Below are 26,907 nucleotides of genomic sequence, written 5' to 3'. Positions count from 1 at the left end.
CAAGGGGTAGTTGACACGTACACGTGTGTCGGGTGAGAGTCGCGTTGATGATGATCGACGAGCTCACCCAGGCCGAGCGGCGCGTGTGGGAGGCCTTTCCCCGGGGTGCCTCGGTGGACTTCGGCGCAGACGAGGACAGAGGTGCCGAGGACGGAGCCGACGGGGGTCACGAGCGGACCGTGCGGGCGGCGGTCCTGCGGACGTTGCTCCTCACGACGCCCCGGGAGGAGGGCGAGGTCGCCGCGCTCAAGGTCGCGGGGGCTCGGATCACCGGCACCCTGGACCTGAAGTACGCGACGCTCGAGAGCGTCGTACGGCTCAGCGACTGCCACTTCGAGGAGGCCCCGGACTTCTCCGGTGCGCAGCTCGTCTATCTCAACCTCACCGGCTCCGTCCTGCCGGGCCTGCGGTCGGCACGGGTCCGGATCGACGGGGGGCTGCGGCTGACGAACTGCCGGTTCGGGGGGCCGGTCAAGCTCACGGGGGCGCAGATATCCGGGACCCTCTTCATGGAACGGGCCGAGTTCACCGCGCCGGACGACGGGGAACCCGCGCTGCGGCTGAACCAGGCCGAGATCGGGGAGGAGCTGTGCGCCCCGGGGCTGCGGGCGCGGGGCGAGGTCAGACTCGTCGGCGCCCGGGTCGCCGGGTCGGTCAACCTCAACGACGCGCGCCTGGACCGGTCGGACGGCATCGCCCTCACCGCCGAGACGCTCACCGCCGAGGCCGACGTCGAACTGCGCCGCGCGCAGGTGCGGGGGCGGGTGGAGATGCGCGGCGCCCGGGTGTCGGGGCGCCTCGACCTGTCGTACGCACGACTGGCGCACCCCGGCGGTACGGCGTTACGGGCCAGCAGTTGCGTCATCGGTGAGCTGTGGCTGCGCGCCGGCCCCCGGATGGAGGGCAGTCTCAACCTCCGCCGGTCCCAGATCGAGGTGCTCCTCATGGAACCCGACGTGGTTCCCGACAAGGTACGCCTCAACGACCTGACGTACACCTCCCTTCTCTCCCACCTCCCGGCCTCGCTGCGGCTTCCCATGCTGGCGCGGGACGAGGACGGGTTCATCCCCCACTCCTACGAGCAGCTGACCGCCGCGTACCGCCGTATCGGCGACGACGACGCGGCCCGGCTCGTCCAGCTCGCCAAGCAGCGTCGGCGCCGGGCCACCCTTCCCTGGTACGGGCGGCTGTGGGGCCTGGTCCAGGACGCCGCGGTCGGCTACGGGTTCCGTCCGCTGCGCGCGGCCGTCTGGCTGCTGTCGTTGATGGCGGTGGGCTCGGTGGCGTACGCGCTGCACCCGCCGCAGCCACTGAAGGCCGACGAGGCCCCGGTCTTCAACCCGGTCGTCTACACCCTCGACCTGCTGCTGCCGATCATCGACTTCGGCCAGGAGCGGGCGTACGCGCCCGAGGGCTGGGCACAGTGGCTGTCGTACGTCCTCATCATCACGGGGTGGATCCTGGCGACGACGGTGGTCACGGGTGTGACCCGCACCGTCAGCCGCCAGTGAGGCCCCGGTGTCCGGCCGCGGGTGAGTCCCGATGAGACCGGTCGCGGAACCCGGCTCCCGTCACCTGACCTGGCGTTGGACGTGTTGCGCGGCGAGCCGGACCGGGGCGTTGTGGGCCCCGTAGCCCCGGTAGTCGCCGTCGCGCTGGACGAGTTCGAAGAAGAGGCGGCCGACGGTCTCGGTGTAGCAGTGGCGGAACTCGCCGTCCGCGTCACGGTCGTAGAGGATGCCGAGCTCACGGTACGTCTCCAGCTCGCCGTCGGTGAACTCGAAGCGGGCGGCCAGGTCGTCGTAGTAGTTCGCGGGGACTGCCAGCAGGCGGCCCCCGGCGTCGCGGAACGCGCGGGCCGCGGCGACCACGTCGTCCGTGGCGAGGGCGATGTGCTGGGCGCGGGCGGTGTCGTCCGTCGGTGCGGGGCCGACGCCGAGGGCGATCCGGACGCTGCCGTCCGCGTTGCCGGTCGGCCGGCTGCGGAACAGGCCGTAGGGGTCGGCGACGTCCACGCTCTCGTGGGCGGGCAGGCCGAGCACGGTGCGGTGGAAGAGGGCCGCCTCGTCGAACTGGTGCCAGGGCTGGGTGAGGGCGAGATGGTCCACCCGGTGGACGTGCCGTGCGGGCTCCGCGTGGGGCACGGACTGGAAGTCATCGGTCCAGCTGGGGAGTTCGGGGCGGTCGGTGGCGCAGAAGAAGAGTTCGGTGCCGTCGGGGGCGGCGACCGCGTCCAGGGCGACGTCCTCCGGGGCGCGGCGGCGGGGCAGGACCGGGGCGAGCAGGGCTTCGGCGCGGTGGGCGGCGCCTGCCGGGTCCGGTGACTCCAGGCCGATCGCGGCGAGCTGGGTGCCGTCGCGCCGGACTGCGGGGCCGGTGTTGACCAGGACCCGTGCCTCGCCCTGCCGCCACAGGTCCACCGGCTTGCTGCGGTGGCGGGCGGTGCGGGCGAAGCCGAGGGCGCCGAGCAGCGCGGCCACGGGCTCGGCGTCGGGGGTGACGAGTTCGGTGAACGCGACCCCGGTGGGCACCACGGGCTCCGGCAGCGTGGCCAGGCCCGCCGCCTCCTGGAGCATCAGCAGGGAGCGGTGGGCGTCGACGGCGGTGGGGCCCGCCTCGGCCTGCCGGAACACGTCGTTGAAGACCTCCAGGGACAAGGGGCCCCGGTATCCGGCCGCCCGCACATGCCGGACGAGGCCCGTGAGGTCGAAGCCGCCCTGGCCGGGGAAGCAGCGGTAGTGGCGGCTCCACTGGAGCACGTCCATCGCCATCAGCGGGGCGTCGGCCAGCTGCAGGAAGAAGATCTTCTCGCCGGGGATGTCCTCGATGCCCTTGGGGTCGGACCCCCGGGCGAGGATGTGGAAGCTGTCCAGGCAGGTGCCGAGCGCGGGGTGGTCGGCGGCCTCGACGATGCGCCAGGCGTGGTCGTACGTGCTGACGTGCCGTCCCCAGGCCAGCGCCTCGTACGCGACCCGGATCCCGAAGTCCTGCGCCAGGTCGGCCAGTCGGCGCAGTTGGCCGGCGGCGAGGGCGTCGTCGTCCTCGGCGAGCGGATGCACGCTGGAGCACACCAGGACCGTGTCGGCGCCGAGCCGCCGCATCAGCTCGAACTTGTGCCGGGCCCGCCGCAGGTTCCGCTCGAACTCGTCGGCCGGCACGGCCTCGATGTCCCGCATCGGCTGGTAGAGGTCGATACCCAGCCCCAGGTCCGCGCACCGGGCCCGGATCTCCTCCGGGGCGAGCGGGCTGGCCAGCAGATCGTTCTCGAAGATCTCCACCCCGTCGAACCCGGCCCGGGCGGCGGCCGTGAGCTTCTCGGTGAGGGACCCGCTGAGGGAGACGGTGGCGATGGATGTGCGCATGATGGTGCTCCTCTGGTTCCGGCTGTGCTGCCGACGACCGGGTGATTCCAGCTGTGCTGCCGACGACCGGGAAGGTCCCCGCGGGGACGCGTCGACGGGGCTACCGCGCGGCCCCTGCGGCACCGGCCAGCTCGGCGATGTCGGCCAGCATCCGTGGCGCGTCCGCCTCCCTGCCCGTGAACAGGCGGAACGCGTCCGCCGCCTGGAACGCCGCCATCCCTCCCCCGTCCAAGGTGGCGCACCCCAGCGCACGAGCCGTCCGCAGCAGCGCCGTCTCCAGGGGGCGGTACACCACCTCGGCCACCCACAACCCGGGATGCAGCAGCTCCGCGGCGAAGGGCAGCCCGGGGTGCGCCGCCATCCCGGTCGGCGTCGCGTGCACCACCCCGTCGGCCGCCCCCAGCAGCGCCGGCAGCGTGTCCGGCGTCGCCGCGGTCGCGCGTCCGGCCCCGAAGTGCCGGTCGAGCGCCGTGGCGAGGCCGGCCGCGCGGTCGGGCATCGGGTCGACGACGGTGACGTGCTCCGCGCCGAGGGTGAGCGTGGCGTGCGCGACGGCCGCGCCCGCGCCCCCGGCGCCCAGCTGCACGACCTTCTCCAGCGGGACGTCGGGCAGTCCGCGCGCGAACGAGGCGGCGAAGCCGGTGACGTCCGTGTTGTGGCCGATGGCGCGGCCGTCCTCGAAGACGACGGTGTTGACGGCGCCGAGCGCGGCGGCCTGCGGGGCGAGGGCGTCGAGATGCTCGATGACGAGCTGCTTGCAGGGGTGGGTGATGTTGAGCCCGTCGAAGCCCAGGTCCCGGGCGGCGCGCACCAGGTCGCCCACCTTCTCGGGGCCGACCCCGAGGCCGTCGATGTCGATCAGCCGGTACAGATACCGCAGCCCCTGCCGGTCGGCCTCCCGCTCGTGCAGCGCGGGGCTGAGTGAGGGCCCGATGCCGGACCCGATGAGGCCGACGAGATACGACTCCCGCGTCGGGACGTGGTTCGGGACCTGGGGCACGACGGGGCCTCCTACGGGGCTCACTAATGTACGAACTAGTACGTTAGTGATAGCAGCCCGGGTCGAGCAGGGGAAGCCCTCTTCTACAATCGCCGTCATTGGCCCCTTGCCCGAAGGAACCCGATGACCAGCGTCGAAGAACCGGCACGACCGAACGGGCGCATCCGTGACGCGGCCCGCACCAAGGCCGAGATCCTCGACGTCGCGACCAAGGAGTTCGCCCGCTCCGGTTTCGCGGGGGCCCGGGTCGACGAGATCGCCGCCCGCACCCGCACCACCAAGCGGATGATCTACTACTACTTCGGCGGCAAGGAGCAGCTCTTCACGGCCGTGCTGGAGCGGGCGTACTCCGTGATCCGGCAGGCGGAGCAGGAGCTGGACGTCGAGCACCTGGACCCGGTCGCCGCCATCCGGCGCCTGGCCGAGGTCACCTTCGACCACCACGAGCGGCACCCGGACTTCATCCGTCTGGTCAGCATCGAGAACATCCACGAGGCCGAGCACATCGCCGCCTCCGAGAAGCTGGGCAGGATCGGCTCGCCGGCGCTGGACGTGATCCGCCGCATCCTGGAGTCGGGGCAGAAGTCCGGCCTGTTCACGGCCGACGTCGACGCCGTCGACCTGCACGCGATGATCAGCGCCTTCTGCTTCTTCCGGGTCTCCAACCGGCACACCTTCGGCGCTCTCTTCGGCCGCGACCTGGTCGCCCCCGAGCAGCGAGAGCACTACCGCACGATGCTCGGCGACATGGTGATCGCGTATCTCACGGCGGACCGGGCGACGGACTGACGGCGCCGCCCCGGCCCGCTCCCGGTCGGGAGGTTCGTTCGGTACCACCCCTTGACACCTGGGAAACGTGGGCGCAACATCCGTAGCCACGCCACTAACTATCCAGTGCGTTAATTAGCCGGTTAGCACCTTGCACGGCCGCCCCAGCACCCCGGGGGCCCGGCTCCCCTCTCCCCCCGCCTCGCACCGCCCTGCCTTGCCTTCCTCCGCTTCACTCCCCTCAATGGGGGAGATCCCTCGAAGGAGCACGCCGTGTCCGTCCCCGCCGCACCTGCCGGCCAGCCCAGGAAGGCCGCCACGGCCGCCTGGATCGGCAGCGCCCTGGAGTACTACGACTTCTTCATCTACGGCAGCGCCGCCGCCCTGATCTTCCCGAAGGTCTTCTTCGACGAGTCCGACCCGGCGACCGCGACCCTGCTGTCCTTGGCCACCTTCGGTGTCGCGTACGCGGCGCGGCCGGTCGGCGCGCTCTTCCTCGGTCACTTCGGCGACCGGCTGGGCCGCAAGAAGATCATGGTCTTCACGCTGATCCTGATGGGTCTGTCGACGTTCCTCATCGGCTGCCTGCCCACCCGGGACCAGGTCGGCGCCCTCGCCCCGGTCCTGCTGGTGATGTGCCGCGTCCTTCAGGGCATCTCGGCGGCCGGCGAGCAGGCCAGCGCCAACTCCATGACGCTGGAACACGCGCCTGAGGACCGGCGCGGCTTCTTCACCAGCTTCACGCTGAGCGGCACCCAGGGCGGCCAGCTGCTCGCGACGCTGGTCTTCCTCCCGATCGCCGCGCTCCCCGAGGAACAGCTGCTGTCCTGGGGCTGGCGCGTCCCGTTCTGGCTGAGCATCGCGGTCGCCGTCGCCGGCTACGTCATCCGCCGCACGCTGGACGAGACCCCGGCGTTCACCCGGCAGCAGACCGCGTCCGAGGGGGTCGCGAAGCTGCCGCTCGCCGTGCTGATGCGCGAGCACTGGGCGGATGTGCTGCGGGTGATCGCGGGCGCGCTGGTCGCCTCGGTCTCGACGATCTTCACCGTGTGGGCGCTGGCGTACGGCACGAGCGAGTCGGTCGGCCTGTCGCGTTCCTCGATGCTGTGGGTGGGCGCGCTGGCCAACCTGGTCGCGCTCGCCGCGATCCCGTTGTGGGCCGCCCTCTCCGACCGCGTCGGCCGCCGCCCGGTGTTCCTGATCGGCGCGGCCGGCAGCGCGGTGATGATGTTCGTCTACCTGTGGGCGGTCTCCACCGCCGCCTACCCGCTGGTCCTCGGCATCGGCATCGTCACCTTCGGTGTCGTCTACAGCGCCGCGAACGGTGTCTGGCCCTCCTTCTACGGCGAGATGTTCTCCACCAGGGTCCGGTTGTCCGGCATGGCCGTCGGCACCCAGATCGGCTTCGCGGTCGCCGGTTTCGCCGTCACCTTCGCCGCCCAGATCGCCGGGCCCGACGGGGACGACTGGTTCGCGGTGGCGCTGTTCACCGCGGCGCTGTGCGTGCCGCCGGTGGTCGCGGCCCTCACCGCCCGCGAGACCAGCAAGGTCCCGACCGAACTCCTCGGTGTCCGCACGGCCGACGCGACGAACGACCGGGAGCGGGTCGCCGCCTGACCGCCGGACCCCCGCCGTGGGCCCCGAGCACCGGTGGTGCCCGGGGCCCTGCCCTGCGTCCGCTGCGGCCTTGCGGGCGTCCGGACGGTCGCCGTACCGCGAGCGGGCACCCCGCCGCGGAGGTCCGCGCAGGTCGGAGGGATGATGACGCCGGCGCCGCGGTCACGCGGGCCGAGCGGGGGTGGGGGATGAAGAGAGCGAAGTCCCGCAAGGGTGCGCTGATCGGTGTGACGGCCGGAGTGGGGTGCCTGCTGCTCGCCCCCGTCCTGCTGGTCGTCGGGGCGGTCACGCTGATGCTCCTGGGCCAGGTACTGAATCCGCCCCGGGTCCCGGACGGCGAGCCGCTCGTCCTGCGGGAGGAGCAGATCGTCGGCACCTGGCGGGACGACTCCGGCGGCCGGCTGGTGCTGCGCGAGGACGGGACGTTCACCTCGGACGGGGTGTGCGGCGACTTCAACGGCGACGACCTCGGTGAGGCCCGGGCACCCGACCCCGGCAGCGGCACCTGGGAGCACCGCGCGTCGGAGGAGACCGACAACGGCACGCCCATGTCGGAGGTCCGCCTCACCTTCAGGCCCGGCGGGGTGTGGACGCGGTACGAGGCGCGGGGGACGTCCCGGAAGGCCGTCATGTGGATGTTCATCGGTGACCCCGACCTCGGGGACCTGTGCGTGCTGGACAAGGTCGGCGGGGCCGCCGGATGACACCTCAGCGCTTCGGGACGCCGTACGCCCGATCCACCCGCAGCCGCAGCACGAGCCGGCGGTCGTGGACCATCGCCGCTCGGTACTCGTCCCAGTCGGGGTGCTCGCCCCGCACGTCCCGGTACAGCCGGACCAGTTCCTCGACGGTCTCGTCGTAGGGGTCCTCCGCCACCGGGGTGAGGTCGGCCGTGCCCTCGACGACCGTGTACGCCCAGCGGTCGGCGCTGGTCACGTGGTACGAGACGCGGGGGTCGCGGCGCATGTTGCGGGTCTTGGCGCGCGCGTCGGTGATCGAGACCCGGATCGTCCGCTCGTCGGGGTAGTAGGCGTGGTTGACGTTCGAGAGCTGAGGGCGGCCGTCCGCCTTGAGCGTGACCAGCACTCCGCCGTCGAGCTCGGAGACCAGGCCGAGCAGGGCGTTCTGTGTGGCGTCCGTGTCATGTGTGTCCGAGGCCATGACCGGTCAACGTTCCGGCGGTGGCCCGCGATTCCCCGATCAGCCGCAGGCTCCGCCTCCCCCGTTATCTTTTTCGCGGTCCTGCAAGAGGGCCGCTGGCCTCCGGGCCCGGCATGACTGTTGCCCCCTGTCGAACGGATGACCTGGGGGGTGGTGTCACCGGGCCCGGGGGTGTTCGTCGGAGACGCTGATCAGAGGTCCGGCCACCGCCCGGTCCGGCGCAACGCCGGACAGCTTGCGGGCGGCAGGTCTGCATAACGTGGATGCGCGAGCACGACACCCGAGCCGAGGCCGGCCTGGACGACTCCCCTGGAAGGGCGCGATGTTCGACACCGAAGACGTGGGCGTGTTCCTCGGCCTGGACGTCGGCAAGAGCAGCCATCACGGCCACGGACTCACCCCGGCCGGCAAGAAGGTCCTCGACAAGCAGCTGCCCAACAGCGAGCCGAAACTGCGAGCCGTCTTCGACAAGCTGATCGCGAAGTTCGGCGCCGTCCTGGTGATCGTGGACCAGCCCGCCTCGATCGGAGCCCTCCCGCTGACCGTCGCCCGTGACGCGGGCTGCAAGGTCGCCTACCTGCCCGGACTCGCCATGAGGCGGATCGCCGACCTGTATCCGGGCGAGGCGAAGACCGACGCGAAGGACGCGGCGGTCATCGCCGACGCAGCCCGCACCATGCCGCACACCCTGCGCTCGCTGGAACTGACCGACGAGATCACCGCCGAGCTGACCGTGCTGGTCGGCTTCGACCAGGACCTCGCGGCCGAGGCCACCCGCACCAGCAACCGGATACGCGGCCTGCTCACCCAGTTCCACCCCTCGCTGGAGCGTGTCCTGGGCCCCCGCCTCGACCACCAGGCCGTCACCTGGCTCCTGGAGCGTCACGGCTCCCCGGCCGCCCTGCGCAAAGCCGGACGCCGCAGACTCGTCGAGCTGATCCGGCCCAAGGCGCCGCGCATGGCCCAGCGGCTGATCGACGAGGTCTTCGACGCTCTCGACGAACAGACCGTCGTCGTGCCCGGCACCGGCACCCTCGACATCGTCGTGCCCTCCCTGGCCGCCTCGCTCGCCGCCGTCCACACCCAGCGCCGGGCAATGGAAGCCCAGATCAACACCCTGCTGGAGGCCCACCCTCTTTCCCCGGTCCTGACGTCGATGCCCGGCGTCGGCGTCAGGACCGCCGCAGTCCTCCTGGTCACCGTCGGCGACGGCACCAACTTCCCCACCGCCGCCCACCTCGCCTCCTACGCCGGACTCGCCCCGGCAACCAAACAGTCCGGGACCTCGATCCACGGCGAACACGCGCCCCGAGGCGGAAACCGGCAGCTCAAACGCGCCATGTTCCTCTCCGCCTTCGCCTGCATGAACGCCGACCCCGCCTCCCGCACCTACTACGACCGCCAGCGAGGCCGCGGAAAGACCCACACCCAGGCCCTCCTCCGACTGGCCCGTCAACGCATCAGCGTCCTGTTCGCCATGCTCCGCGACGGCACCTTCTACGAACCCCGCATCCCCGAGGACGTCGAACTCGCCGCATGACCCCCACAGGTCAAACCCCCAACCGAACCTTGGTGCCTTGACGAAAGACATAGAGGCACCCCCCCTGAGTAGACACTGTCTACTCGCGTGCGGTAGACAGTGTCTATGAGTGAGCGGGACGCCGGGCTCAGAACCCGGCTCGTCGATGTCGGGGTCGAGCTGGTGACGAGCGAGGGGGTGCAGGCGCTGTCACTGCGGGAGATCGCGCGGCGGGCGGGGGTGTCGCACGGGGCGCCGCGCCGGTACTTCCCCACGCACCTGGAGCTGCTGTCGGCGATCGCGCGCCGGGGCTTCGAGGACCTCGCGGCCAGGGGGGCCGCGGCCGTCGGCGACGGCACGGCGAGCCCCCGACAGCAGGTGGCGACGCTGGGCCGGGTGTACCTCGACTTCGCCCTCACCAACCGGGGCATGCACGAGCTGATGTTCCGTCACGACCTGCTGGAGAGCAACACGTTGGGGCTGCGCGACGCCAGCCTGCCGGTGTTCGGGCTGCTGGTGGACCTCGTCGGCCGGGTCCTGCCCGACGCCGACGCGCGGCTGGTCGCCGGGGCGCTCCTGGCGAACCTGTACGGCATCGCCCAGCTGTGGACCTGGGGCAGCCTCCAGCTCACCACGGGTGCCGATGACGTCACCCCGCTGCTCGACGCGGCTCTCGACGCACATCTGGGGAGGGAGGACCGTTGACGGAGGTCATGCGGGAGGCCGGCGCGGGCGCACGGGCAACCACACCCGTACCGCACCGTCGGCTGACGCTCGCGAACAGCGTGCTCGGCGCGGTGATCGTCGCCCTCGACGGGACCGTGCTGACGATCGCCCAGCCCAGCCTGCGCCGGGACCTGGACGCCTCCTTCGCCGAGGTGCAGTGGACCAGCACCGGCTATCTGATCGCCGTGGCGAGTCTGCTGGTCTTCGCGGGGCGGCTGGGCGACCGGTACGGGCATCAACGGTTGTTCGCATGGGGCGTGTTGGGGTTCGGCGCGGCCTCGGCGGGCATCGGCTTCGCGCCCGGGGTGGGCTGGGTGATCGCGCTGCGGGTCGTCCAGGGGGTGTTCGGGGCACTGCTGCAGCCGGCCACACTCGGGATGCTGCGGGCCTCGTTCCCGCCCGACCGACTGGGGATGCCCGTCGCGCTGCGGACCAGCGCCATCGGGGTGGCCGCCGCGGCCGGGCCACTGGTGGGCGGGGTGCTGGTGGCGGAGCTGGGCTGGCGGGCGGTGTTCTTCCTGAACGTGATACCGGCGCTGGTCATGGGCGTGCCGGCCCTCGCGGTCCGCGTGCCGGAGGCCCGGAGCGGGCCCGTCGGCCGCCTCGACACCCCCGGCGCGGCCCTGCTCGCCGTGGCGCTCGCGGCGCTCGTGCACACCCTGGTCGGAATCCCGGGGCACGGCTGGACGGTGCCCGGCGTGCTCGGCCTGCTCGTGGCCGCCGCCGCGGCCGGTGCCCTGGTACGGCACGAACGGCGAACGCCCGACCCGCTGTTGCCGCCCGCCGTGCTGGGCTCGGCGACGGCGGGCGCGGCACTCGGGGTACTGGTGACCGCGTCGGCGGCGATGATGGGCGCGCTGTTCGTCGGCAGCCACCTCCTGCAGGACGTGCTCGGCATGGACCCGCTGCGCACCAGCCTCGTCGCGCTGCCCGGCGGCGTGATGATGATCCTCGGCGCCCCGCTCTCGGCCGTGCTGCTGCGCCGGTGGGGCGCCCGCCCGACGGCCCTGACCGGGACCTTGCTGCTCACCACCGGGGTGCTGGTGCTGTCGGGGGTGCGCCCGGGCTCCCCGACGGCGGTGATCGGCGCCGGCTTCCTCCTCCTGGGCGCCGGTTTCGGCGCGGTGATGGTGACGGCCACCGCGGTCGTGGTACGGGACGCTCCGCCGGAGTCGGCGGGGGTGGTGGGCGGGCTCCAGCAGACCGCGATGAACGTGGGGCCGACGATCGGAGTCGCCGCGGCCGCGACCCTGCTGCCCCTCTCCGCGGGGCCCGCGTTGTGGCTGCTTGCCGCCCTGTCGGCGCTGGGTGCGCCACTTGCCGGACGAATGCCCCGACCCGCCCGTTCTCCGAGGGATGGATCGCGATCGGTACGGAACGATGAAGGCAAGGACGTCAGTGAGCCGTAACCCGGGGCACCGGAGGAGAACCACCATGGAACGACTGCGCCGAGAGAGCGAGCCGCGCGAGGCCGGCCTCGACCCGAAGACCCTGGCCCGCCTCGACGAGTACCTCGCCCGCCAGGTCGACGACGGCCGGCTGCCCGGCTATCTGCTCTGCCTCGCCCGGCACGGCCGCGTCGCCCACCTCACGACGTACGGGCAGCGCGACCTGGACGCGCGGCTGCCCGTCGAGACCGACACCTTGTGGCGGATCTACTCGATGACGAAGCCGGTCACGTCGGTGGCCGCGCTGATACTGGTCGAGGAGGGGCGGCTGTCCCTCACGGACCCGGTCTCCCGCTACCTCCCGGAGTTCGCCGAGCCCCGGGTGTACGAGTCCGGCGAGGGCGCCGACACCCGGACCCGTCCGGCGCGGCAGCCGATCCTCGTCCGGCACCTGATGACCCACACCTCGGGACTGACGTTCGGCTTCTACTACGACCACCCGGTGGACGCGCTCTACCGGGACGCGGGTCTGGAGAGTTCGGTCCGGCCGGGCGCCGACCTCGCCCAGACCTGCGCGGAGTACGCGCGCCTGCCCCTGCAGTTCGAGCCGGGTACGCAGTGGAACTACTCCGTCGCCAGCAACGTCCTCGGCCGGATCATCGAGGTGGTGTCGGGGCAGGCTCTGGACGAGTTCCTCGCCGAGCGGATCCTCGGCCCGCTGGGGATGACCGACGCGGGTTTCCAGGTCTCCCCCGCGCAGGCCGGGCGGCTGGCCCAGCTCTACGGCGAGCAGGAGGACGGCTCGATCGCCCCGGTGCCGGGTCTGCCCCTGCATGGCCGGCCGCGCTTCCTGTCCGGCAGCGGCGGCATGGTCGCCACCGCCCGTGACTACCACCGCTTCGCCGAGTTCCTGCGCCGCCGCGGCGAACTCGACGGCGTCCGCCTGCTGACCCCCGAGTCGGTCGCCACGATGGCCTCCAATCAGCTGCCGGGCGGCGTCGACATCCACACCTACGGCAGCCGCTTCCACCGGCAGCCCGGCAATGTGGGCGTCGGCTTCGGTCTCGGCGTCTCCGTCGTCATCGACCCCGAGGCCACCGAGAGCCCGTCCTCCCCCGGTACCTTCGGCTGGACCGGCGCCGCCACCACGATCTTCTGGGTGGACCCCCGCCGAGACCTGACCGTCCAGTTCATGACCCAGGTACGGCGCCGCTCGTCGTTCTCGGTCTACCCGGAGCTGAAGCGGCTGGTCCACGAGGCGGTCGTGGACTGAGCCCGCGTCGCCGTCGTCCCGCGGCGGTCACCGGTGCGGGTAAGGGGTCCTTTCACTATGCCCGCCCCTCCTGTTTGGGGGCGCGTGCCCCCACCCGTTTCAGCTCTCGACCCGCAGCTCGAACTCCATCCCGTCCTCGGCGAGTTCGGTGAGCCACGCCTGCGACCGCTCCCCCGTCTCCGCCGCGCGGAGGAGGCCCGGGGGCAGGGAGCCGTCGAGGATGCGGGTGATGCCGAGAGCCAGGGGGCGGGAGACACAGCGGGCCATGGCGCTCTCCCCGGCCGTGCCGGTCAGGTCGAGGAGGTAGCGCCCGGACCAGCGGTCGCCGGAGCCGGCGCGGACGTCGAGGGTGACGGCCAGGACGACACGGTCCCGGTCGGCATCGGTCATCGGGTGGCGGGCGGCGAGTTCGCGGGCCAGGGCGGCGATGCGTCCGTCGTCGTCGCGTTCGAGTTCCGCGAAGACCGGCGCCCACGCGGTGAGCCAGCCGTCGAGGCGGAGGGTGCCCCGGACGAAGGTGCGCGGCTTCCAGGCCGGCGGGAGGCCGTACTGGGCGACGAAGGGCACGCTGTCGCGGTTGGGGTAGGCCTCGAAGGTCTCGCCGTCGACGACGTACCGACGGGTCGCCCGCCACGGGCGCCCGGACGTCGTCTCCGTACCGTCCTCGATGTAGCAGGCCGGTGCGCGCAAGGCGTTCAGGACTCCGGCGGGGGCCCAGCTGAAGCGGTACCTGAAGTCGTTGGGCACGGCCGGGACGCCGCCGCAGTACGAGGTCAGGGTGTACGAGGCGGCCGTCTGCGGTCCGATCGCCGCGGTCGCCCGGGCGATCAGACTGTGGGCGAAGAGGTGGTCGATGCCCGGGTCGAGGCCCGCCTCGGTGAGGACGGTGATCCCCGCGGCCCCGGCCGCCGGTGCCAGCTCCAGGACCGCGTCCGAGACATAGCTGGAGCAGGCGAAGTGCGCCCGCGCCTCGACGCAGGCCGCGAGCAGCGGTGCGTGCTCCGGGGCCGGGAGCATCGAGACGACGACGTCGCCGGGCCCCAGCTCGGCCGCGAGCGCCGCCGGTGTGTATGCGCGGGGCTCGGCGCGGCCCGTGAGGCTCCGGGCGGCCAGGGCCCGCTCGGCGCGCTCCTCGGTGCGGTGCCACAGCCGTACCCGGGCGGCGCTGTCGCACACCCTGGCCAGGCCGCTGCCCGTGGAGAGACCGGCACCGACCCAGTGGACGGTGCCGCTCGCGGGGACCGAGCCATCAGTCATCCGGCAACTCCTCTGTCAGCAGACCGAGTTCATGGGAGGCCTGGCGGAAACGGTCCAGGCAGCGGCCCCACGCGCCGCCGGTCCCGAAGTCCAGCAGCTGCGGCAGCAGCGCGGCGGAGAAATCGGTGCTCGCCTCACGGGGCAGCAGGGAGGGCAGGTTGTCGATGGCAATCAGGTCGAGGGGCGGGCGCTCGCGCAGTCGCCGGACCGGGTGGTCCCAGTCGGTCGTGGTGTCGTAGATCGGCAGGACGTTCATGGGCGAGCCGACGTCGACGGTGACATCGGCGAGGGTGCGCAGCCGGCGGTTCGGGTCGTCGAGGTCCTTGTCCGTGAGGAACGGCGGGACCGGGCTCGTCGTCAGCACGGTGTTGATCATCAGGTCGTGGGCGAGCAGGGCGCCCCTGTCGAGGTCGCGGGTCTCTGCCACGTCCCAGCAGGTGGGCTCGACCCCGGCCTCGTCGAGCGCGACGCGCGCTCCACGGCCGCTGCGGCCCAGGGCGCCGACCACAAGTGCGGTCAGTTCGCCCTCGGAGGCGCGGAGCCGGGCCTCCATCTCCTCCTTGGCCATGGGCACCAGGGGGCTGTCCAGGCCGCCCCGGTGGTGCAGCACCGCGAGGGCCGCGCCGAGATAGCCGGCCCAGAAGCCGAACGCGGCGAGCCTGCGCCCCTGGTCGTCCACCAGGTACTCCAGGTCGAGCAGCGCACCGCCCCCGGCGGCGAACCTGCGCAGCAGCGCCTCGGCACCGGGCTGCCCCTTGTAGGCGTGCCCGAAGAAGATGTGCCGGTGGGTCAGTTCGGCGGGCTCGTCGGGAAGTTCCTTCAGTCCGACGATCACGGCGTTCGACGGCGCCGACGGCCATCGGCCCGGGCCGGTGACCCGACAGCCCGCCTCCTCGTACGCCTCCGTCGGGAAGATCCGCTGCGGGGAGTCCTCGACGGTGATCCGCGCTCCGCTCTCGACGAGCCGCCGGGCGTCCGACGGGACGATCGGGGTGCGGCGTTCGGTGGTACGGGTCTCGTGGCGGAGCCACAAGTGGCGATCGGTCATACGAGGTTGGCCTCCGGGCGCAACGCGTCGGCCGTGAAGCGGTCGACGCTCAAGGGGCTGATGTCGACGAAGGGTACGCGGCCGAGGTACAGGTCGCGGACCACCTCGCCGACCGCCGGGCCCTGGAGGAACCCGTGGCCGGAGAAGCCGGTCGCGTAGAGGAACCGGGAGCACGAACCGGCCTCTCCGATCAGGGCGTTGTGGTCCGGCGTGATCTCGTACAGGCCCGCCCAGCCGCCCGTCCGGCGCAGGTCGAGCAGGGCGGGCGCCCGGTGCTCCATGGCCGCGTACAGGCGGGGGATCCAGCGGTCGTGCGTGTCGGTGGCGAAGCCGGGCCGTTCATCGGGGTCGGACATGCCGACCAGGAGGCCGGGGCCCTCGGTGTGGAAGTAGAGGCTGCTGGTGAAGTCGATGGTCATCGGCAGGTCGGGCGGCAGGCCCGGCACCGGTTCGGTGACCGCGATCTGGCGGCGCAGCGGCTCCACCGGGAGGTCCACGCCGACCATGGCGCCGACCGACCGGGACCAGGCACCGGCCGCGCACACCACGGTGTCGGTGACGATACGGCCCTTGCCGGTGACCACCGCCGTGATCGTGTCCCGCCAGGTCTCGATGCCGAGCACCTCGCAGTTGCGCAGGACGGTCGCGCCGTGGCGGCGGGCCCCGGCCGCGTAGCCGTGGACCACGGACTCGGGGGTGCAGTGGCCGTCGTCGGGCGAGAACGCGGCGGCGAGCAGACCGTCGGTGCTGATCAGCGGGGAGAGCCGCTGGGCCTCGACGGGGTCGATCATGCGGCTGGGTACGCCCAGGTCGTTCTGCAGCCGTACGCCGGCCTCGAACTGGGCGACCTCGTCGGGGGTGGACAGCAGGAAGAGATAGCCGACCCGGTGCAGGCCGATGTCGTGGCCCAGCTCCTGTCCGAAGCGGCCGAACGCCTCCAGACTGCGGGCGCCGAGCTGGATGTTGAGCTCGTCGGAGAACTGTGCGCGTACGCCGCCGGCGGCCCGTGCGGTGGAGCCGGAGGCGAGTTCGTCCCGTTCGACGAGGACGACGTCGTCCACCCCTGCGGAGGCCAGATGGTAGGCGATGCTCGTGCCGATGACACCGCCGCCTATGACGACGACCCGTGCGCTGCGGATCACGTACGCGGCTCCCTTCGTCCGGTCGTGGTCGGTTCGCCCGACGGAGTCAGGTCTTCCACCACAGGCGAACGTTCATGCGGTAGGGCAGCGGAGTCGCCTCGGGGGCGCGCCGTGCGGACCGGCCCGCCGTAACGTTCCGGCGGGCGCGGCGGCCGGTGTCGGACACCTCCGATGACGGCCGCCGCGCGACCCCGTGCGGCGTGCGGGAACTCGTGTGGTCCGGCGCTCAGGAGGAGTGGACCACCGCGTCCAGGTGGGGCAGGTAGTGGTCCAGCCGCTCGCGCTTGGTGCGCAGGTAGGTGATGTTGTCCTCGCACGGCGCGATCAGCAGGGGCACCTGCTCGGAGACCTGGATGCCGTGGCGCAGCAGGGCCTCCCGCTTGCGCGGGTTGTTCGACATCAGCCGCACGGACCGTACGCCGAGGTCGTGCAGCATCTCGGCCGCGACCCGGTAGTCACGGGCGTCCACCGGCAGTCCGAGGGCGAGGTTCGCCTCGACCGTGTCCAGGCCCTCGGCCTGGAGCTTCATCGCCTGGAGCTTGGCGAGCAGCCCGATGCCGCGCCCCTCGTGGCCGCGGAGGTACACGAGGATGCCGCGCCCCTCCGCGACGATGGCGCGCAAGGCGCTGTCGAGCTGCTCCCCGCACTCGCAGTGCTGGGAGCCGAACGCGTCACCGGTCAGGCACTCGGAGTGCAGCCGGATGAGTATGTTCTCGCCGCCACTGATGTCGCCGTACACCAGCGCCACTTGTTCCTCGCCGCGGTCCTGGTCGAGATAACCTACGGCCTCGAAGTCGCCGTACGTCGTGGGCAGCGGTGCGTTGACCACGCGGACGGCACCGGAGGACTGGGCATGAGCGCCGAGTACGCCAACATTTTCTGTCATGATCTGGTTCCTATCTGGTGAGTCCTGACGTCATGCGAAAATGACGGAGCATCAGCAGAGACGAAAGGCCGGGAAAAGATGAGCAGTTCGGGAGCGAAGTCCGATTCGTCTCCGGTGGGTCGGGGGGCGCAGCCGACGGTATACGGTCTGCTGCCCGCCGACACCACCGCGGACGTACGGGAGCGCGGTGCGGGGGCCGTCCGGCAGGTCGCGGTGCTTCCGGTCGGCAGCTTCGAGCAGCACGGCCCGTATCTGCCGCTGGCCACGGACACGCTGGTGGCGTGCGCCATAGCGCGGGAGATAGCCGCCGCCCATCCGGTGCACCTCCTGCCGCCCGTGACCATCGCCTGCTCGCACGAGCACGCCGGCTGGCCGGGCACGGTGAGCATTTCCGCGACGACCCTGCACGCGATGGTCCGCGACATCGCCGACTCCCTGCGCCGGTCGGGCGTCGAGGCGCTGGTCGTGGTGAACGGTCACGGGGGGAATTACGTCCTGGGCAACGTCGTCCAGGAATCCACCGCGGCGGGACATCGAATGGCGCTTTTCCCGGCGATGGAGGACTGGGAGGCAGCCCGTGAACGGGCTGGTATAGAGACCTCGTTGCTCAGTGATATGCATGCGGGAGAAATTGAGACCTCCATACTTCTGCATTGCCATCCGGAATTGGTCCGGCCCGGTCACGAGACCACCGATTTCCTTGCCGACGACCGCCGTCATCTCCTCTCCCTCGGTATGTCGGCCTACACCGATTCCGGTGTGATCGGCCGTCCGTCGCTGGCGTCCGCCGCGAAGGGGAAGGAGTTGCTGGCGGGGTTCGTCCAGGCCTTCGGTGCGTACTTCTCCGTGGTCACCTCGGACGCCTGGGACAAGGGGGCGCTCCCGCCGCAGGTGCGGTCGGCACCGGATTCGGTGGTCGGCTCGGCGCCCTCCTCGACGCCGGCCGCCCCGGCGGCTGACTGACGGCGCGCCCGCAGCGAGCCGTACCAGCGTCCGACGAGGACCAGGGCCCCCGGCAGCGCCGCCGCGAAGCTGAGCACGCCGTAGACGACGGCCACCGTCAGGCCCTGGGAGGCGCCCAGTCCCGCCGCGCCGAACGACCAGGCGGTGACGCCCTCCCGGGGGCCCCAGCCGCCGACGTTCAGCGGCAGGCTCATGGCGATCAGGGCCAGCAGCGCGAGGGGGACCACCGTCGCCGGGGCCGCCGCGGAGCCGGCGACGTGTGCGGCGAGCAGGAACATCGCCACGTACCCGGCGAGCACCACCATGGAGGAGATCAGCACGGCCGGGCCGCTGTCGCGGTTCAGCAGGGCGCCGCGCGCCTCGGTGAGCGCGGCGCGGACCCGACCGCCCCGGCCGCCGCGCGCGGGGGCCGGCCTGCGTCCCATCCGCAGCGCCGCCCAGATGGCGACGGCGCCCAGGGTGACGAGCGCCAGCACGCCCGCCGTGTGACGGGTCTGCTCCAGCACCGGGGACGGCATGGTCAGCAGGACCGCGACGCCCACGACGGCCAGCACCAGCTGACCCGCCGTCCGCTCGATCACCACCGCGCGTACGCCGCGTCCCATGTCCCCGGAGCTCTGCCCGTGCCGGACGGCCCGGTCCACATCGCCGAGGACACCGCCGGGAAGCGCCGCGTTGAGGAACAGCGCCCGGTAGTAGTCCGCGACGGCGGGGCCGAGGGGCAGCCGGATGCCGAGCGCCCTCGTCACCGCGCACCAGCGCCAGGCGCTGAACACGGTCGTCACCACGCCGATCCCCACGGCCGCGACCAGCGTCCCGCCGTCGATCCGCCGCAGCCCGTCCACGAACACACCGGTCCCCAGCCGCCACACGACGACCGCGAGAATGATCGTTCCGGCGATGCTGCCGAAGTGCGCGCGCAGGGCGCGGAGCACCGTGGCGGCGGGACGGCGGCGGGACTCCGCCGGGATGCCGGCGGAGGTGTCGTCAGGCGTGGTGACGGCGGCTCCCGACGACGTGGCGTCGTCCGGCGTGCGGAGCGGCTCGGGCCCGCGCGACGGTACGGCCCCGGTCCGCGGGGCGTCGCACGGCCCGGCGGGGGCGTCCGTCGCGATCCCACGGGCGGGCAGGGGCGTCGAGGATGCCCGGGGCGCGCGGACCGGAGCCGTCGGGGGGCGGCGAACAGCCGGGGTGACCACGGCCGAGGTCATGGCCGGAGCGGCGTTCGTGGCGGGCCCGGCCTGTCCCGGGCTGGGCGCGAGGGGCTGCGCGGCCGGCGAACCCGCCGTTCCCCGCTCCTCGCCCGGCACCCCGGCCTCGCACGGCTCGGCCGGCGGGCGCTGACGCGGGAGCGTGACGGGTGCGCTCGTGCGCATACGGGCTCGCGCCGAGGGGGCGCTCGCCCTGACACGTGCCCGGACGCCCTTCGGCCGTACGCGGACCCGTCGCTCGCCCGCCTGCGTGTGCGTGTCCACCCGTACCGTCACGTGGTGCCGCCCGTCGGCCGGGGCAGGGCCAGGAGGTCGCTGTGGTGGAGGGTGACGCGCAACTCGCCCGCCGCGCAGGCCGCCAGGCGGTCACGCAGGTAGGCGTCGGCTCGCTCGGTGAGTTCGGGGCGCTGTTCGCACGCCGCGCCGACCCAGCCGCGCAGCCACTCCTCGGTAAGGGCGATGTGCCGGTCGTCGAGCTGCCAGGGGCTCGGGTTGACCCGGACCGTGGCACCCCGCTGGGCGAACGCCTCGCAGGCCACGGTGATCGCGTCGGGACCGAGCAGATCGCTCGCGCGCTGGTGGGCGTTGAACGCCTCGGCCATCTCCTGGTCCAGGGGGTGGGCCGGTACGAGGTCGACACGGCCGACGACGGAGAGGGTCAGCAGCGCGGGAACACCGGCGCCCGCGCAGGCCCCGGCGAGCGTCTCGATCTCCTCGCGGGTGAGGACGTCGAGCAGCGCGGACGCGGTGACCAGCGAGGCGCCGGCCAGGTCCTCGGCCCTCAGCCGCCCGATGTCGCCGCGGCGGGTGGTGACCGTCACGGGGCTGCCGTCGGCGGCCGCGCGCGGGGCCCGCTCGACGGCCAGCCGCAGCAGGGCGGGGTCCTGGTCGTGCAGGACCCACTGCTGGGCGCCGTCGAGCCGGGGCGCGAGCCAGCGGCCCATCGAGCCGGTGCCGCAGCCGAGGTCGTGGACGACCAGCCCGGTGGCCCGGCGGGGCAGGTTCGCGAGACGTATGCGCAGCGGGTCGAGCAGATCCACCGCGCGGGCGGCGGCATCGGCGCTCTCCCGCAACTCCAGCCACTGCGGCGCGTACTGGTGCCCCTCGGCCTCCGGGGTGTCACCGCCCCGCCCCGCCATGCTGAGCGCCGCGCCGGAGGCGGCGCCGAGAACGGGCACGGCCGCCCCGGCAGCCGTCCCGCCCAGTGAACCCTCCGCACCCGCGCCCGTCGGGGTCCCCGCGGACGCGGTCGTCGTGGTGGCCGTTTCGGCTGAAGTGGTCATGCCGCCCTCCGAGGTTCGTGGCGCAGTCGTCCGAGGACGTGGGCCAGGCTGCGGGCCGTGGTCGCCCAGCCGTCGAGCGCGGCGCGGCGCCCGCGCGCCGCGGCCTTCAGCCGACGCCGTACGTCGGCCTCCCCGAACCAGCCGCGCAGCTCCGACGCGATGGCCGCGGGGTTCTCCGGCGGAACGAGGATGCCGGGCACCCCGCCGTCGGGAGCGCGGCCGACGGCCTCCGGGAGACCGCCGACGTCCGTGGCCAGCACGGGGATTCCTCTGGCGAGCGCCTCGGTGACCGCCATGCCGTAGGTCTCCGCGTACGAGGTGAGGACCATGAGGTCGGCGGCGGCGTAGCTCGCGTCGAGTTCGGCGCCCGCCTGCGGCCCGGCGAGGTGCAGCCGGTCCTCCAGGCCGAACTTGGCGACGAGAGAGCGGATGTGGTCGACGTACTCGGGGTCCTGGTCGATACCGCCGACCAGGACGCAGCTCCACGGCAGGTCGGTGACCGTCGCGAGGGCCTCGACCAGCCGGTGCTGCCCCTTGCGCGGGGTGACCGCGGCGACGCACAGCAGCCGGGAGACGCCGTCGGTGCCGGAGGCGAGGGGGGCGATGTCGGCGCCGGGGGCGGCGACATGGACCCGCTCGGGGGCGAGGCCGTGGTGGGACACCAGTCGCCGGACCGCCCAGTCGCTGGTCGCGATCACGGCCGGCACGCCCCGCAGGGTCGTGCGCTCCTTGGCGTCGAGTTCGGCGGCCACGTCCGGCTCCAGGCCGGTCTCGTCGCCGAGCGGCAGGTGCACCAGGACGGCCAGGCAGAGGCGTTCGGCCTCGGGGAGGATGATCTCGGGGACACCGCACGCGACCAGCCCGTCCAGGAGGACGACCGTGCCGTCGGGGAGTTCCCGCAGCGTACGGGCGAGTTCGGCGCGCGCCTCCGCGCCGGGGCGCGGCCAGCTGCCCGGCAGCGCGTGCCGGTGCACCTGCCAGCCGAAGCCGGGCAGGTCGAGGCAGATCCGGCGGTCGTAGGCGTTGCCGCCGCTGGGGCGGGCCAGGTCGTCGACGCCGCCCGGCATCACGAAGTGCACGGAGCGCAGCGACATGGGCACGATCGCGGCGTTCTTCAGCGCCGCGTTCTGCACGGGCACGTAGCCGAGCCTCACTTGCTCTCCCCCGTCCGCCTGAGCGGCACCGTTTGCCTGGGGGGCGGTGCCGAGGTCCGCCCGGTCGATGGTCGTGTCGGTCACAGGGCACGCTCGTAACTCGCCCAGGCGATGTGCGATTCGTGCAGGGTGACCGTGATGCCCGCGATGCCCTTGGCGTTCTCGCCCATGGCGCCCTTGTGGATCCGCTCGGCGAGCCGGTCCGCGATCACCTTGGCCAGGAACTCCGTCGAGGTGTTGGTGTTCGCGAAGTCGGGCTCGTTGTCGAGGTTGCGGTAGTTCAACTCGCTCACCACGGCGCCCAGCTCCTGTGTGGCCAGCCCGATGTCTACGACGATGTTGTCGTCGTCCAGCTCGGCGCGCCGGAAGGTGGCGTCCACGAGGAAGGTGGCGCCGTGCAGACGCTGCGCGGGTCCGAAGACCTCCCCGCGGAAGCTGTGGGCGATCATGATGTGATCGCGGACGGTGATGCTGAACAACGGACGACCCTCCAGTGCGGTACGTCTGCCCCCGGGCCGGGGCATGCCGTGTAGTACGGCTGCTCCCTACCCGTTGTTCAGCCGAGTTTTGCGGTTTCTTGGAGGTCAGCGTTCCGTCGGGGCAGTTCAGGGGCGGGTGGGGCGGCTGCGCTGACCGATCAGTGGGTCACTCGGCGGCGTACCGTACCCGATGGCAGAGCCCCGGCAGCTCTCCGCCGGCGAGCCTCGGCAGCACGTCCGGGAGTTCCTCGAAGGCGCACTCCCCCGTGACGAGCGCGTCGAAGCGCGCGTCGGCGAGGAGTTCGAGGGCGAGCGCCAACCGGTCGGCGTACGTACGGCCGGGGCGCCCGGCCGGGGAGACGGTGCCGACCTGGCTGCTGCGGATGGTGAGCCGGCGCGAGTGGAAGGCCTCGCCGAGCGGCAGGGCGATCCGGCGGTCGCCGTACCAGCTCAGCTCGACGACGGTGCCCTCGGCGGCGAGGAGGCCGAGCGAGGTCACGAGACCCTGTTCGCTGGCGCTGGCGTGCACCACGAGGTCGCACTCCCCGAGCGCGTCGCCGGGCAGCGCGAAGTCCACGCCGAGGGCGCGGGCGGTGTCGGCGCGGGCGGGGTCGGCGTCGACGAGTTGGACCCGTACGCCGGGGTACCTGGCGAGGAGGGCGGCGACCGAGCAGCCGACCATGCCGCCCCCGACGACGGCGACCCGGTCACCGACGAGGGGCGCGGCGTCCCACAGCGCGTTGACGGCGGTCTCGACGGTGCCGGCGAGGACGGCACGGGCTGCGGGAACGGACTCCGGCACCACGGTGACGGCGCTCGTCGGGACGACGTAGCGACTCTGGTGCGGATACAGGCAGAAGACGTTCCGGCCGACCAGTGCGTCCGGCCCTTCTTCGACCCGGCCGACGCTGAGATAGCCGTACTTCACCGGTGCCGGGAACTCCCCTTCCTGGAAGGGCGCACGCATCGTCGCGTACTGGTTCTCGGGTACGTGACCGCTGAACACGAGGGTCTCCGTGCCACGGCTGACACCGGAGTACAGCGCGCGGACGAGCACCTCGCCGTCGGCCGGGGCGGCGAGGCGCTCCTCACGGATCTCGCCCTGTCCGGGGGAGCTGAGCCAGAAGGCGCGGGCTGTGTGTTTCATGAGGGTCTCCGTGAACGGTCGGGCGGTTCTCCACGTACGCAGCGGTGGAAGTCGCGGAACGGTACGCGGCGATGATCGACTCTTCCACACACGTTCGGAAGGTTTGCGGTGGCCCTGAACAACACTTACGACGGCCGGCTGGTGCTCTCTGAGACGGCGGTGGGCGCCGGCGCCCAGGTGCTGCTCCTCGCCTTCCTGGGCACGGCGATCGGACTGGGTCCTGCGGGCTGGCTGACCGGGCTGGCGTTCGCGTTCGCCACCTGGGCGGTCCTCAACCGCGCGCTGCTGCGCACCCGGCCCCGCTCCTTCGGCCCCGCGAACCGGGTCACGCTCGGCCGGGCGGTGCTGGTCGGCGCCGTCACCGCGCTGGTCGCCGACTCCTTCCAGAGCTCGCCGCCCGTCTCCCTGTTCGTCGCGCTGACCGCCGTGGCCCTGATACTCGACGGTGTCGACGGCAAGGTGGCCCGGCGCACCGGAACGTCGACCGCGCTGGGCGCCCGCTTCGACATGGAGGTCGACGCGTTCCTGATCCTCGTGCTGAGCGTGTACGTGTCGATGTCGCTCGGCCCGTGGGTGCTGCTGATCGGCCTGATGCGGTACGGCTTCGTCGCCGCCGCCAAGGCCATGCCGTGGCTGAACGGTTCTCTCCCGCACAGCATGGCCCGCAAGACGGTCGCCGCGATCCAGGGTGTGTTCCTGCTGGTGGCCGCCTCCGGACTGCTGCCGTACGCGGCGGACTTCGCCGTCGTCGCCGTCGCGCTGGGCTCGCTGCTCTGGTCGTTCGGGCGGGACATCGCCTGGCTGTACCGCAACCGTGAGGGCCGGGAGACGGCGACGGCCACGGTGACCGTGCCGGAGCCGGTTGGGGTCCCGGAGCCGGTGACGGTGACCGTGACGGTGGAGGCCCCCGCCAAGCGCCGCGCGCCCGAGCTGGTGTCGAGCTGACGGACGCGACGGCGCGCACGCTCGGCCGACAGGGGCACGCCCGGATGCCGGCTCAGGTGCCGAGTGGGTGGCCGGTCGTGGCGTCCACATGGTCCGGGATCTCCTCGTGGCGGTCGCCCACGGTCAGTGTGCCGGCGGGCTCGAACATGAGGATCGCGGCGCCGGACGGGGCGTACGCCTTGTGCTCCGTGCCTCGTGGCACGGTGAGGACCGACCCTCGCGGGGGCAGGACCGTGCGTTCCCCGGCGGGCTCGCGCAAGGAGATGTGCAGCTCTCCGTCGAGCACCAGGAAGAACTCGGTGGCATCGTGGACGTGCCAGACGTGCTCGCCCTCGACCTTGGCGACGCGGACGTCGTAGTCGTTGACGCGCGTGACGATGCGGGGGCTCCACAGGGCGTCGAACGAGGCCGGCTCCCTGCCGAGGGAGATCGGTCCACACCGTGTCGTGGCGGACCACGGTGCGCCGCGAGCACGGGGCGGGCCCGGACCACTGCGTCCCGGCCGCCGGCCGCCAACAGGGCCGTCCGTCCACACGGCGACGAGTCTCCGGTCGCCTACCGCCATCTCGCACGCCGCCTCGGACTTGGGGCGCAGTACGTTCCGCGCCGGCCGGGGCGCCGGCAGGAGCAGGAGGACGACCCCCGCCGGCACACCGGTGATCAGCATCCGTCCTCCGCGGAGTCGTGAAACGCCTGGGTTCCGATCCGAGTCCGGCAACGGCGGTGGTGCGCCGGTCACTTGGTCGTCATGCGGGTGCGGTGCCGTGAGGAGCGTGGTGTTCCGTACCCGGATTACTGAGCTTGAACTCGTGACGTCGGGTGGCGCAAGCCCTGGTTCCCCGGCAGCGTGAGCAGAGGCACGATGGTTGCCGCCTAAGGGCTGTCCCGTAATCCGCGGTGGATCAGCGCACGGCGTCGGATGCGGTGCATCGCAAGGCGGAGGGGCGTCCGCATACTGGATGTATGCGGGCGTTCCGACAACGCGGCGAGGTGCCGTAGCCGGCGTCGTGCGCCCGCCGGGGATTACGGGACAGCCCTTAGGCAGACTTGTCGCCACCGTGGCTGGGTGGGTGGGCGTTACAGCCAGTTGAGCGTTGACGCCGGTTGAGGTGGCAGGGGACTGTCGGTGGCTGGTGGCAGGATCACCGGCATGGTTTTCGTGCGTACGACTCCCCCGCGGCCTGTTGAGGTGACCGCGGTCTTTCCTGAGCTGGCTCCGTTGGCGCGTGCGGCGATTCGGCTGCATCCACGTGCCGGGTCGCCCTCGGTACGGGACAGCTCTGTCGGTGGCCCGTTGCTGTGGCCCGCCGAGGAGCCGTGGCCGCACTGCGAAGCCGTGCACCCCGGCACCGGACGGAGCAAGTCGCCGGCAGACATACGCCTCGACAGGCGCCGACGAGCCCGACTCCACCGTGATCCCCAAGGTCCTCACTCCACGCCGGAGGAGACGGCGATCCAGCACCGCAACAACGCCACGTTCATGGAGCGACTCGAAGCCGGCCCTCCCTGGCCCGCGGAGAGTCCGGTCCCCATGCTGCCCGTCGCCCAGCTGTACGTGCGCGATGTCCCTCTCCTGCGGCCGCCCGGGAATGCCGACGTGCTCCAAGTGCTGTGGTGTCCCTACGACCACGAACCGTATGCGAAGCCCGCGACTGCACTCTTCTGGCGATCTGCGGCCGATGTCGACGATGTCCTGGCACTGCCGCCGGACCCGTACGAGGCGGACTGGGACGGCTACGTGCCGGAGCCCTGTCGACTGGCACCAGAAGCGATCACCGAGTATCCCCACAGCCTCGATCTCAGCCCGGAGATGCGACTGATGGTGGGAGACTGGAGCAGATGGCAGGCCGCCGGCGCCGACGTGGACAGCTCGTACGCGAGCTGTCCGGCGGAGTTCTATGACTGCAATCTGGCAAACGCTCCTGGCTGGAAGGCCGGCGGCTGGCCCCCGTGGGGCCGCACCGACCCCGACCCCCGATACTGCAGTGTCTGCGAGGTGCAGATGGTCCCGCTGCTGACCATTGCCTCCTTCGAATGGGACTACGGCAAGCGCGGCTGGGCGCCGTACGAGGACCAAGCCTCCGCCTACGCCGCCAGTCATCGCGCCGGCCAGGACCCGGCGCAGCCGACGAAGGTCGAAGTGGGCAGCACGGACAACATGCAGCTCTACGTTTGCCCGACCTCCCCCGAGCATCCACACACCGACCTGATCCAATGAACTGCCGGGCCTGTCACACCCTCTCCCGTGGGGCCTCCCCCTGGCGCCGTACTTCCAAGCAGCAGCCCGGGACGGAGACGCGGTGATCATCTGGCCGGACTGACACTCGCCCACGCTCGATCATGTGCCGTCGGTGATCAAGGGCTGATCGTCAGTCCTGTCTCGGTAGGGCAGCCGTCCATGAGGTGGTTGCGGTACTGGACGTGGCCAAGGCCGCTTCGGACGCGCTGCATGAGGTGCTCCGGGGCGGTGAAGGCGACGTTGGAAAGCCATCCGCGCCGTAGCAGGGCCCGGATGCCCTCGACGGGATTGAGGTGGGGGCACAGGGCGGCAGGTAGTAGATGGCCAGCCAGTCAGCCA

At 72.3% G+C, this 26,907-nt stretch carries 22 protein-coding genes and 3 pseudogenes; 11 read left to right on the top strand and 14 right to left on the bottom strand.

Annotation, left to right across the window (positions count from 1 at the left end; all coding sequences use genetic code 11):
- The first annotated feature begins 47 nt into the window (after positions 1 to 47).
- Positions 48 to 1,511 (top strand): membrane-associated oxidoreductase, encoded by a 1,464-nt coding sequence (locus ACZ43N_RS04225; protein ID WP_468094820.1) that lies wholly within the window; start codon positions 48 to 50, stop codon positions 1,509 to 1,511.
- Between the two features lie 60 nt (positions 1,512 to 1,571).
- On the opposite strand, the gene ACZ43N_RS04220 is transcribed toward ACZ43N_RS04225, so the two are convergent.
- Positions 1,572 to 3,362 (bottom strand): bifunctional sugar phosphate isomerase/epimerase/4-hydroxyphenylpyruvate dioxygenase family protein, encoded by a 1,791-nt coding sequence (locus ACZ43N_RS04220; protein WP_468094819.1) that lies wholly within the window; start codon positions 3,360 to 3,362, stop codon positions 1,572 to 1,574.
- Between the two features lie 100 nt (positions 3,363 to 3,462).
- A complete protein-coding gene (locus tag ACZ43N_RS04215) occupies positions 3,463 to 4,362 on the bottom strand; it encodes a shikimate dehydrogenase (RefSeq protein ID WP_468094818.1) in 900 nt (299 codons plus the stop codon).
- Positions 4,363 to 4,485: 123 nt separating this feature from the next.
- Between ACZ43N_RS04215 and ACZ43N_RS04210 the strand changes: the two genes are divergently transcribed.
- The 3 genes from ACZ43N_RS04210 to ACZ43N_RS04200 all read left to right on the top strand — a co-directional run bounded on the left by ACZ43N_RS04210 (position 4,486) and on the right by ACZ43N_RS04200 (position 7,451).
- Positions 4,486 to 5,151, top strand: a complete 666-nt coding sequence (locus ACZ43N_RS04210) for a TetR/AcrR family transcriptional regulator (protein ID WP_468094817.1) — start codon at positions 4,486 to 4,488, stop codon at positions 5,149 to 5,151.
- Between the two features lie 252 nt (positions 5,152 to 5,403).
- Positions 5,404 to 6,747, top strand: a complete 1,344-nt coding sequence (locus ACZ43N_RS04205; protein WP_468094815.1) for an MFS transporter — start codon at positions 5,404 to 5,406, stop codon at positions 6,745 to 6,747.
- Positions 6,748 to 6,935: 188 nt separating this feature from the next.
- Positions 6,936 to 7,451, top strand: a complete 516-nt coding sequence (locus ACZ43N_RS04200; protein ID WP_468094813.1) for a hypothetical protein — start codon at positions 6,936 to 6,938, stop codon at positions 7,449 to 7,451.
- Positions 7,452 to 7,455: 4 nt separating this feature from the next.
- Here ACZ43N_RS04200 and ACZ43N_RS04195 read toward each other — a convergent pair whose 3' ends face one another.
- On the bottom strand, positions 7,456 to 7,908 hold the full coding sequence (locus tag ACZ43N_RS04195) for a PPOX class F420-dependent oxidoreductase (RefSeq protein ID WP_468094811.1): 453 nt from the start codon (positions 7,906 to 7,908) through the stop codon (positions 7,456 to 7,458).
- 322 nt (positions 7,909 to 8,230) lie between these two features.
- On the opposite strand from ACZ43N_RS04195, the gene ACZ43N_RS04190 reads away from it, so the two are divergent.
- The 4 genes from ACZ43N_RS04190 (at position 8,231) to ACZ43N_RS04175 (ending at position 12,814) form a co-directional block, all read left to right on the top strand.
- Positions 8,231 to 9,448, top strand: a complete 1,218-nt coding sequence (locus ACZ43N_RS04190) for an IS110 family RNA-guided transposase (protein WP_468094809.1) — start codon at positions 8,231 to 8,233, stop codon at positions 9,446 to 9,448.
- A gap of 105 nt (positions 9,449 to 9,553) precedes the next feature.
- Entirely contained in the window at positions 9,554 to 10,132 is a 579-nt protein-coding gene (locus tag ACZ43N_RS04185) for a TetR/AcrR family transcriptional regulator (RefSeq protein ID WP_468094808.1), read from the top strand.
- 8 nt (positions 10,133 to 10,140) lie between these two features.
- Entirely contained in the window at positions 10,141 to 11,562 is a 1,422-nt protein-coding gene (locus ACZ43N_RS04180) for an MFS transporter (protein ID WP_468095494.1), read from the top strand.
- Positions 11,563 to 11,587: 25 nt separating this feature from the next.
- Positions 11,588 to 12,814, top strand: a complete 1,227-nt coding sequence (locus tag ACZ43N_RS04175; RefSeq protein WP_468094806.1) for a serine hydrolase domain-containing protein — start codon at positions 11,588 to 11,590, stop codon at positions 12,812 to 12,814.
- Positions 12,815 to 12,913: 99 nt separating this feature from the next.
- Here the strand turns inward: ACZ43N_RS04175 and ACZ43N_RS04170 are convergent, their stop codons facing one another.
- From ACZ43N_RS04170 to ribA, 4 genes and pseudogenes are all read right to left on the bottom strand, one after another.
- Positions 12,914 to 14,071, bottom strand: a complete 1,158-nt coding sequence (locus ACZ43N_RS04170) for a saccharopine dehydrogenase family protein (RefSeq protein ID WP_468094805.1) — start codon at positions 14,069 to 14,071, stop codon at positions 12,914 to 12,916.
- Positions 14,064 to 15,119 carry a saccharopine dehydrogenase gene (locus ACZ43N_RS04165; protein ID WP_468094803.1) on the bottom strand — a complete coding sequence of 352 codons (1,056 nt, stop codon included), beginning with the start codon at positions 15,117 to 15,119 and terminating at the stop codon, positions 14,064 to 14,066. The genes ACZ43N_RS04170 and ACZ43N_RS04165 overlap by 8 nt, the downstream gene beginning before the upstream one ends.
- Positions 15,116 to 16,279 (bottom strand): annotated as a pseudogene (locus tag ACZ43N_RS04160) (NAD(P)/FAD-dependent oxidoreductase); the annotation flags it as partial. The gene ACZ43N_RS04165 and the pseudogene ACZ43N_RS04160, both read right to left, overlap by 4 nt.
- A gap of 208 nt (positions 16,280 to 16,487) precedes the next feature.
- Complete coding sequence (gene ribA, locus ACZ43N_RS04155) at positions 16,488 to 17,147, bottom strand: GTP cyclohydrolase II (RefSeq protein ID WP_468094802.1); 660 nt, start codon at positions 17,145 to 17,147, stop codon at positions 16,488 to 16,490.
- A gap of 78 nt (positions 17,148 to 17,225) precedes the next feature.
- Here ribA and ACZ43N_RS04150 point away from each other — a divergent pair, with 78 nt between their 5' ends.
- Positions 17,226 to 18,110, top strand: coding sequence for a creatininase family protein (locus tag ACZ43N_RS04150; protein ID WP_468094801.1), 885 nt, complete (start codon positions 17,226 to 17,228; stop codon positions 18,108 to 18,110).
- A gap of 119 nt (positions 18,111 to 18,229) precedes the next feature.
- Here ACZ43N_RS04150 and ACZ43N_RS04145 read toward each other — a convergent pair.
- From ACZ43N_RS04145 to ACZ43N_RS04125, 5 genes and pseudogenes are all read right to left on the bottom strand, one after another.
- A pseudogene (locus ACZ43N_RS04145) lies at positions 18,230 to 19,321 on the bottom strand (lysylphosphatidylglycerol synthase transmembrane domain-containing protein); the annotation flags it as partial.
- A 272-nt stretch (positions 19,322 to 19,593) separates the two neighbouring features.
- Positions 19,594 to 20,604: a class I SAM-dependent methyltransferase gene (locus ACZ43N_RS04140; RefSeq protein ID WP_468094800.1), complete on the bottom strand. Its 1,011-nt coding sequence runs from the start codon at positions 20,602 to 20,604 to the stop codon at positions 19,594 to 19,596.
- On the bottom strand, positions 20,601 to 21,842 hold the full coding sequence (locus ACZ43N_RS04135; RefSeq protein ID WP_468094799.1) for a glycosyltransferase family 4 protein: 1,242 nt from the start codon (positions 21,840 to 21,842) through the stop codon (positions 20,601 to 20,603). The genes ACZ43N_RS04140 and ACZ43N_RS04135 overlap by 4 nt, the downstream gene beginning before the upstream one ends.
- A complete protein-coding gene (locus ACZ43N_RS04130; RefSeq protein WP_055519615.1) occupies positions 21,839 to 22,237 on the bottom strand; it encodes a 6-pyruvoyl trahydropterin synthase family protein in 399 nt (132 codons plus the stop codon). The genes ACZ43N_RS04135 and ACZ43N_RS04130 overlap by 4 nt, the downstream gene beginning before the upstream one ends.
- Positions 22,238 to 22,403: 166 nt before the next feature.
- The gene (locus tag ACZ43N_RS04125; protein ID WP_468094798.1) at positions 22,404 to 23,384 is read right to left on the bottom strand and encodes a zinc-dependent alcohol dehydrogenase; all 981 of its coding nucleotides are present in this window, start codon (positions 23,382 to 23,384) and stop codon (positions 22,404 to 22,406) included.
- Positions 23,385 to 23,492: 108 nt separating this feature from the next.
- Here ACZ43N_RS04125 and ACZ43N_RS04120 point away from each other — a divergent pair, with 108 nt between their 5' ends.
- The gene (locus ACZ43N_RS04120; protein WP_468094797.1) at positions 23,493 to 24,329 is read left to right on the top strand and encodes a CDP-alcohol phosphatidyltransferase family protein; all 837 of its coding nucleotides are present in this window, start codon (positions 23,493 to 23,495) and stop codon (positions 24,327 to 24,329) included.
- Between the two features lie 52 nt (positions 24,330 to 24,381).
- Here the strand turns inward: ACZ43N_RS04120 and ACZ43N_RS04115 are convergent, their stop codons facing one another.
- Positions 24,382 to 24,759 (bottom strand): cupin domain-containing protein, encoded by a 378-nt coding sequence (locus ACZ43N_RS04115; protein WP_468095492.1) that lies wholly within the window; start codon positions 24,757 to 24,759, stop codon positions 24,382 to 24,384.
- A gap of 720 nt (positions 24,760 to 25,479) precedes the next feature.
- On the opposite strand from ACZ43N_RS04115, the gene ACZ43N_RS04110 reads away from it, so the two are divergent.
- The gene (locus ACZ43N_RS04110; protein WP_468094796.1) at positions 25,480 to 26,547 is read left to right on the top strand and encodes a hypothetical protein; all 1,068 of its coding nucleotides are present in this window, start codon (positions 25,480 to 25,482) and stop codon (positions 26,545 to 26,547) included.
- 137 nt (positions 26,548 to 26,684) lie between these two features.
- On the opposite strand, the pseudogene ACZ43N_RS04105 reads toward ACZ43N_RS04110, so the two are convergent.
- Positions 26,685 to 26,902 (bottom strand): annotated as a pseudogene (locus tag ACZ43N_RS04105) (IS630 family transposase); the annotation flags it as partial.
- Between the last annotated feature and the right edge of the window lie 5 nt (positions 26,903 to 26,907).

The sequence above is a fragment of the Streptomyces sp. NPDC030814 genome, assembly GCF_055572155.1.
The sequence above is the reverse complement of the archived record's forward strand: the minus strand, read 5'-3'. Positions and strand labels throughout refer to the sequence as shown.

Excerpts from the sequence above, each read along its gene's own strand:
- ACZ43N_RS04225 (WP_468094820.1), top strand. The coding sequence starts at position 48 with ATGATGATCGACGAGCTCACCCAGGCCGAGCGGCGCGTGTGGGAGGCC.
- ACZ43N_RS04220 (WP_468094819.1), bottom strand. The coding sequence starts at position 3,362 with ATGCGCACATCCATCGCCACCGTCTCCCTCAGCGGGTCCCTCACCGAG.
- ACZ43N_RS04210 (WP_468094817.1), top strand. The coding sequence starts at position 4,486 with ATGACCAGCGTCGAAGAACCGGCACGACCGAACGGGCGCATCCGTGAC.
- ACZ43N_RS04200 (WP_468094813.1), top strand. The coding sequence starts at position 6,936 with ATGAAGAGAGCGAAGTCCCGCAAGGGTGCGCTGATCGGTGTGACGGCC.
- ACZ43N_RS04195 (WP_468094811.1), bottom strand. The coding sequence starts at position 7,908 with ATGGCCTCGGACACACATGACACGGACGCCACACAGAACGCCCTGCTC.
- ACZ43N_RS04190 (WP_468094809.1), top strand. The coding sequence starts at position 8,231 with ATGTTCGACACCGAAGACGTGGGCGTGTTCCTCGGCCTGGACGTCGGC.
- ACZ43N_RS04185 (WP_468094808.1), top strand. The coding sequence starts at position 9,554 with ATGAGTGAGCGGGACGCCGGGCTCAGAACCCGGCTCGTCGATGTCGGG.
- ACZ43N_RS04180 (WP_468095494.1), top strand. The coding sequence starts at position 10,141 with ATGCGGGAGGCCGGCGCGGGCGCACGGGCAACCACACCCGTACCGCAC.
- ACZ43N_RS04175 (WP_468094806.1), top strand. The coding sequence starts at position 11,588 with ATGGAACGACTGCGCCGAGAGAGCGAGCCGCGCGAGGCCGGCCTCGAC.
- ACZ43N_RS04170 (WP_468094805.1), bottom strand. The coding sequence starts at position 14,071 with ATGACTGATGGCTCGGTCCCCGCGAGCGGCACCGTCCACTGGGTCGGT.
- ACZ43N_RS04165 (WP_468094803.1), bottom strand. The coding sequence starts at position 15,119 with ATGACCGATCGCCACTTGTGGCTCCGCCACGAGACCCGTACCACCGAA.
- ribA (WP_468094802.1), bottom strand. The coding sequence starts at position 17,147 with ATGACAGAAAATGTTGGCGTACTCGGCGCTCATGCCCAGTCCTCCGGT.
- ACZ43N_RS04150 (WP_468094801.1), top strand. The coding sequence starts at position 17,226 with ATGAGCAGTTCGGGAGCGAAGTCCGATTCGTCTCCGGTGGGTCGGGGG.
- ACZ43N_RS04140 (WP_468094800.1), bottom strand. The coding sequence starts at position 20,604 with ATGACCACTTCAGCCGAAACGGCCACCACGACGACCGCGTCCGCGGGG.
- ACZ43N_RS04125 (WP_468094798.1), bottom strand. The coding sequence starts at position 23,384 with ATGAAACACACAGCCCGCGCCTTCTGGCTCAGCTCCCCCGGACAGGGC.
- ACZ43N_RS04110 (WP_468094796.1), top strand. The coding sequence starts at position 25,480 with ATGGTTTTCGTGCGTACGACTCCCCCGCGGCCTGTTGAGGTGACCGCG.